Source organism: Staphylococcus coagulans, assembly GCF_002901995.1.
Lineage (GTDB): Bacteria > Bacillota > Bacilli > Staphylococcales > Staphylococcaceae > Staphylococcus > Staphylococcus coagulans.
On record NZ_PPQN01000017.1, the window covers coordinates 48,528 to 54,763 of the forward strand.

Below are 6,236 nucleotides of genomic sequence, written 5' to 3' on the forward strand. Positions count from 1 at the left end.
AAAATTCACATACTAAATAAAAATTGAAAAGATTTATTGTCGAGATTTCATTTTTTTCTTTTAACACGTATTCAGTTGGGCTATACTAAAATATAAGTGTTTACAAAAGGAGGAACAATTTATGACGAATAAAGTGTGGTTTCGTTCAGGCATCGCACTGTTGCTTTTATTTTTACTCATTAAATTATTCATAGATGTCAATCATATCTTTATGCCGATCGTTATCATTATTCAATCTATCATATTGCCCTTACTATTAAGTGGCTTTTTATTCTATATTTGTTTGCCTTTTCAAAAGATGTTAGAAAAACGGCATATTCCACGTTGGGCAAGTATTACAATTATTTTACTTGGTCTTACAGCCCTTATTGGTGCTGTCATTGGTGTTATTGGACCTGTCATTGCAACACAAATTGAGAATCTGATTCACCAAATCCCGTTTATACAACGTGAAGCTGAACGTCTTATTAATTTTGCATTAGACCAACGTGATCGACTTCCATCACAAGTCACTGACAAAATTAATGATATCGTTTCTTACATTAGTGAAATGGCATCAAATATTTTATCTAACTCACTCAATATTGTAACAAGTATTGTGTCCACACTTTTCTTGTTAATTTTAGTTCCGTTTTTCTTAATCTATATGTTGAAAGATCACGAACGTTTTATTCCAGCAGTTGCACGTTTTTTTAATGGTGAGCGTAAAATATTTGTCGTTACACTTTTAAAAGATTTGAACCAAACATTAAAATCTTATATTCAAGGTCAAGTTACAGTGAGTTTAATCCTCGGAACAATTTTGTACATCGGCTATAGTATCATTGGTCTAGAATATACATTATTACTCGTCATGTTTGCCATCGTAGCAAATATGATTCCATTTCTAGGACCATGGATGGCATTTTTACCAGCAGGTATCTTAGGATTGATTCAAAGTCCTTCAACCTTTATATGGGTCTGTGTTGTCACTTTAATAGCGCAACAATTAGAAGGTAATGTTATCACGCCTAACGTAATGGGTAAATCTTTAAACATCCACCCATTAACAATTATTATTGTTATTTTAGCTTCTGGTAGTTTAGGCGGTTTCATGCTTATCTTGGTAGCTGTCCCGTTATATGCTGTCCTTAAGACAATTGCACGAAATGTTTACAAATATCGTCATCAAATTTTACACAAAGCACAAAGTAATGTAGATGATAACAGTATTCTCTAAGTCTTTTTAAAAGATATAAATGTCATATGGCTTTATAAAGAACGATTAAAAACGCCTCGAATTTCAGTTTTGAGATTCAACGAAAAAAGCAATTTCCCTCTCGATGAGCGAAATTGCTTTTTTTTATCACTTATTAGATTAGCGCGCTAAACTGTCAACTCAATTACGTAGGAGAAACCTGTTTAATCGCTTTTCTTTATCCTATCAATGACTTAGCGAATCGCGTGGAAACCAGCGTCCACGTGAATGTTTTCTCCAGTAACGCCTGATGAAAAGTCACTTAATAAATAAGCTGCAGTTTTACCTACTTCTTCTTGATCAACGTTACGTTTCAATGGTGCGCGTTCTTCAATCTCTTTTAAAATTGTAGTGAAGCTACCGACACCTCTCGCACTCAACGTACGAATAGGACCAGCAGATATCGCGTTGACACGAATATTATCCTGACCTAAATCTGCTGCTAAATATTTCACTGACGCTTCGAGGCTAGCTTTAGCGATACCCATCACATTGTAGTTTGGTACAGCAAACTCACCGCCAATATAGGTTGAAGTCACGATACTACCCGCTTCATTCATAATTTTTCTTGCTTCACGCGCAACAATCGTGAGTGAGTATGCACTAATATCTTGTGCAAGTAAGAAACCATCACGAGATGTATCTGAAAAACGACCTCTTAACTCTTCTACACGTGCAAAAGCGATGGAATGGAAAACGCCATCAATTTTACCCACATCTTGACCGATTTGTTCAAAGCCATTCACAACATCTTCATCGCTTTGAACGTCGATTTGATAAACGTGTTTTTCAGATTGATTTAACTGATCAATTAATTTATCTAGCTCTTTAAAACTTCTTTCTTTTCTGTATGTAAATACTAACTTCGCCCCTAGTTGATCCAATACTTTTGCAACACCGAAACCGATGCTTCGTTTGTTCGCAATACCCATCACTACAAAAGTTTTACCTTCAAGATTCATCAATGTGATTACTCCTTTATCTTTTAATAACATGATACTTTTAATTTTACCATCTGGTCTTAAATTTTAAAACTATATCACATATTCTGCCCTACTTTGTTGTCAATTATCAAGTAGACGATTTGGCACTTTTGCTAAATTACTAACTGCTCTTACTAATTTTAAATTCTTTAAATAACATTCAAGTATATGATATCTTCCCATCGTTTTTTGACATTCTGCTTCAGGGAAAGTCAGCTAAATTTCCAACCATTTAAGTACCTCCATAAAAAAGGAAACATTGGGTATGAAAACGCCCATACATCATTTAATACTTGTTTTAAACGCAATCCTGTTTTATTAGCAAAAAGTCATCCCCTTTAACATTAACGCCTTTATAACTGTCAACAAAATTCATTTCAGAAAATACTAGACCTGATAAAATACTAAAAACAGATCTATTTCTCAAGAAAAGTTGAATTTCGTGAGAATGGGAGACCGTTTAGTGGTGGGATCAATTGTTAGATTAGGACGAAATTATGATGAGATTATTCAAACCGTTAACTACTTAAAAGAAAAAGGTATTTATAAGGGGGCGTCCTGTACTTTATTCTCCTCGTGCTAAAGATCCATACAAACGTTTAGTTTATTATCGTGCTGTTGCATTACTTAAACTGAGCAAGTCTATTAGCGCTATAGCAAAAGAAGTTGTTATGACTCGTCAGACGATATATAGAATAGAACATAGACAGTAATCTATATAGATGTTAATCTATTTATTATCAAGGAGGTGGATTAATGTCTTATAAAGAACTATCAGCACTATTAAAAGTTTTATCAGATCCAAGTCGGTTAGAAATACTAGACTTACTATCTTGTGGCGAATTATGTGCTTGTGACTTGCTGGAGCATTTTCAATTTTCGCAACCTACATTAAGTTATCATATGAAATTCTTAGTAGAAAGTGAGTTAGTTACCTCACGAAAAAAAGGTAACAAACACATGTATCAACTTAATCATGTTATTTTAGGTGAGATTATTCAAAACTTAAACACCATTAATACATCTAATCAACGTTGTGTATGCAAAAATGTGAAATCAGGTGAGTGTGGATGACCATTTTAGCAATTGTGATTTTTCTTTTAACTTTAATCTTTGTAATATGGCAACCTAGAGGATTAGATATTGGTATTACAGCTTTAATTGGAGCTATCGTTGCTATCATTACAGGGGTTGTAAGTTTTTCCGATATATTAGAAGTAACAGGTATTGTTTGGAATGCTACCTTAACTTTTGTAGCTGTTATTCTCATTTCACTAATATTAGATGAGATTGGCTTTTTTGAATGGGCTGCGATACATATGGTTAAGACTTCAAACGGTAACGGTTTAAAAATGTTTGTTTTAATCATGCTATTAGGAGCGATAGTAGCTGCGTTTTTCGCAAATGATGGTGCAGCTTTAATTTTAACGCCTATTGTATTAGCAATGGTAAGAAATCTAGGATTTAATGAAAAAATGGTTTTCCCTTTTATTATTGCTAGCGGTTTTATAGCGGATACTACATCATTACCTTTAATTGTAAGTAACTTAGTTAATATCGTTTCTGCAGATTACTTTGATATTGAATTTATTGAATATTTTAGCCGAATGATTATTCCTAATCTATTCTCTCTCATTGCTAGTATTCTCGTTTTATGGTTATATTTCAGAAAATCTATACCTAAAATGTTCGATACACAAGATCTTACAGAGCCTAAAAATGCAATTAAAGATCCTAAATTATTTAAGTTTTCGTGGGTTGTATTAGCAATACTGGTCTTAGGCTATCTTATTAGTGAGTTTATACAGATCCCTGTATCAATTATTGCTGGCATCATTGCTTTCATCTTTGTATTGTTAGCCCGTAAATCTAAAGCAGTTCATACTAAAAAAGTAATTAAAGGTGCTCCTTGGAATATTGTTCTATTTTCTATCGGTATGTACTTAGTTGTATTTGGTTTAAAAAACGTAGGAATCACAACAACTTTGGCTAATGTACTATCAAACATTTCAAATCATGGATTATTCAGCAGTATCATAGGCATGGGCTTTATAGCTGCTTTCTTATCTTCAATTATGAACAACATGCCAACTGTTTTAATAGATGCGATAGCGATTGGTCAATCCAGTGCTACAGGAATATTAAAAGAAGGTATGGTTTATGCGAATGTCATCGGTTCTGATTTAGGGCCTAAGATTACACCCATTGGTTCTTTAGCAACATTATTGTGGCTACATGTTTTAACTCAAAAAGGTGTAAAGATTTCTTGGGGAACATACTTTAAAACTGGAATCGTTATTACTATCCCAGTATTATTTGTAACACTCTTGGGTTTATACCTTACACTAATCATATTTTAAGAAATGGGGAATGAATTATGGAAAAGAAAACAATTTATTTTATATGTACTGGAAACTCATGTCGTAGTCAAATGGCTGAGGGTTGGGGAAAGAAAATATTAGGTGAAAATTGGAATGTGTATTCTGCTGGTATTGAGACACATGGTGTTAATCCTAAAGCAATAGAAGCTATGAAAGAAGTAAATATTGATATCTCAAATCATACATCCGACTTGATTGATGATGATATTTTAAAACAATCGAATTTAGTCGTGACCTTATGTAGCGATGCAGACAATAATTGTCCTACACTACCACCAAACGTAAAAAAAGAGCACTGGGGATTTGATGATCCAGCAGGTAAAGAGTGGTCAGAATTCCAGCGTATTAGAGATGAAATTGGCAAAAAAATTAAAGAATTCAATAGTTAAGTAAAGGATGAATCTGCCAAATACAAGGAGGGTTTTATGTATAAATATATAAATATATTTTTTGTTGCATTAAAACTTGGTTTATTATCATTCGGCGGACCTACTGCCCATTTAGGCTATTTTTATGATGAATATGTAAAAAAGAAAATGGCTTGATGAAAAAGAGTATTCTGATTTGGTAGCACTTTGCCAGTTTTTACCCGGTCCTACAAGTAGCCAAGTAGGTATTGGTATAGGAACTATAAGAGGTGGCGTCAGTGGAGGTATTATCTCATTTATCGGATTTACGCTCCTTCTGTAATTATACTAATGCTTTTTTCATCGCTATTTACGAGTAGTGATACAAGTTTTACTTGGATGCAAGGTTTAAAACTCGTAGCTGTTGCTGTTGTAGCTCAAGCTATTAATAGGAATGGGTAAAAAAATAACCAATACCAAAACCACTATTGTATTAGCATTGTTTGTTCTTATGTTATCATTAGTAATAATCTTTATGTACAGGTTATTGCACTACCAATAACCGGTGTATATGGTCTCATCTTTCTAAAGCAAAGTTCAACAAATAGAACTACAATAAAAAACAATTCATTCAAGCTATCTAAAAAGTTAAGTGTTTTTTCATTATCATTATTCTTTTTTCTATTAACCTTATTACCTTTAGCCAGTTCTATGACAAATAATCTGTGGTTAAAAATGTTTGATAGTTTTTATAGATCAGGGTCTTTAGTTTTTGGGGGAGGTCATGGTCTTACCTTTATTGAAAAATGAGTTTGTACCATCAGGATTAATATCGCCCGATAACTTCATAACAGGTTATGCTGCTGCTCAAGCTGTACCCGGACCGTTATTTACATTTGCTTCATATATTGGGATGTCTATAGAAGGTGTTGGAGGAGCAATATTGGCTACTATTGCTATTTTTCTACCAGCATTTCTTTTGTTATTTGGAATTTTGCCATTCTGGGATAATATTAAATCTAATATTTATGCTGAAGGATTTTTGAAAGGATTAGTGCAGGTGTAGTTGGTATACTTATTGCTGCTTTTTATAACCCGATTTGGACATCAACGATTAAATCCGAATTAGATTTTGCTTTAGTCAGCTCATTATTCATATCATTAATGTATTTTAAATTGCCTTCTTGGTCTATTGTTTTGATAGGTATGATCTTAGGTATTCTATTTTATTAATATAAATCAATGAATATAAAAATAATCAAAATACTTATACTCTATATACAAAATC

General features: G+C 33.0%; 5 protein-coding genes and 3 pseudogenes. 6 read left to right on the forward strand and 2 right to left on the reverse strand.

What is annotated here, in order from left to right:
- Window positions 1-121 precede the first annotated feature (121 nt).
- Window positions 122-1,219, forward strand: coding sequence for a lipoteichoic acid biosynthesis protein CozEa (cozEa, locus tag CD118_RS05170; protein WP_050331439.1), 1,098 nt, complete (start codon window positions 122-124; stop codon window positions 1,217-1,219).
- A gap of 212 nt (window positions 1,220-1,431) precedes the next feature.
- Here the strand turns inward: cozEa and fabI are convergent, their stop codons facing one another.
- Both fabI and CD118_RS12195 read right to left on the reverse strand, forming a co-directional pair.
- On the reverse strand, window positions 1,432-2,202 hold the full coding sequence (gene fabI / locus CD118_RS05175; RefSeq protein WP_050331983.1) for an enoyl-ACP reductase FabI: 771 nt from the start codon (window positions 2,200-2,202) through the stop codon (window positions 1,432-1,434).
- 260 nt (window positions 2,203-2,462) lie between these two features.
- Window positions 2,463-2,635: pseudogene (locus CD118_RS12195) on the reverse strand (permease); the annotation flags it as partial.
- A gap of 33 nt (window positions 2,636-2,668) precedes the next feature.
- Between CD118_RS12195 and CD118_RS05185 the strand changes: the two are divergent.
- From CD118_RS05185 to chrA, 5 genes and pseudogenes are all read left to right on the forward strand, one after another.
- Window positions 2,669-2,933, forward strand: a pseudogene (locus CD118_RS05185) (helix-turn-helix domain-containing protein).
- 43 nt (window positions 2,934-2,976) lie between these two features.
- Window positions 2,977-3,294 (forward strand): ArsR/SmtB family transcription factor, encoded by a 318-nt coding sequence (locus tag CD118_RS05190; RefSeq protein WP_060830155.1) that lies wholly within the window; start codon window positions 2,977-2,979, stop codon window positions 3,292-3,294.
- A complete protein-coding gene (gene arsB, locus CD118_RS05195; RefSeq protein WP_060830156.1) occupies window positions 3,291-4,580 on the forward strand; it encodes an arsenite efflux transporter membrane subunit ArsB in 1,290 nt (429 codons plus the stop codon). Before CD118_RS05190 ends, arsB begins: the two co-directional genes overlap by 4 nt.
- Window positions 4,581-4,597: 17 nt before the next feature.
- Window positions 4,598-4,990, forward strand: coding sequence for an arsenate reductase (thioredoxin) (gene arsC, locus CD118_RS05200; protein ID WP_060830157.1), 393 nt, complete (start codon window positions 4,598-4,600; stop codon window positions 4,988-4,990).
- 36 nt (window positions 4,991-5,026) lie between these two features.
- A pseudogene (gene chrA / locus CD118_RS05205) lies at window positions 5,027-6,181 on the forward strand (chromate efflux transporter).
- Window positions 6,182-6,236: the final 55 nt, after the last annotated feature.

Bases quoted from the DNA above. Each gene is read 5' to 3' on its own strand.
- cozEa (WP_050331439.1), top strand. From the start codon at position 122: ATGACGAATAAAGTGTGGTTTCGTTCAGGCATCGCACTGTTGCTTTTA.
- CD118_RS05190 (WP_060830155.1), top strand. From the start codon at position 2,977: ATGTCTTATAAAGAACTATCAGCACTATTAAAAGTTTTATCAGATCCA.
- arsB (WP_060830156.1), top strand. From the start codon at position 3,291: ATGACCATTTTAGCAATTGTGATTTTTCTTTTAACTTTAATCTTTGTA.
- arsC (WP_060830157.1), top strand. From the start codon at position 4,598: ATGGAAAAGAAAACAATTTATTTTATATGTACTGGAAACTCATGTCGT.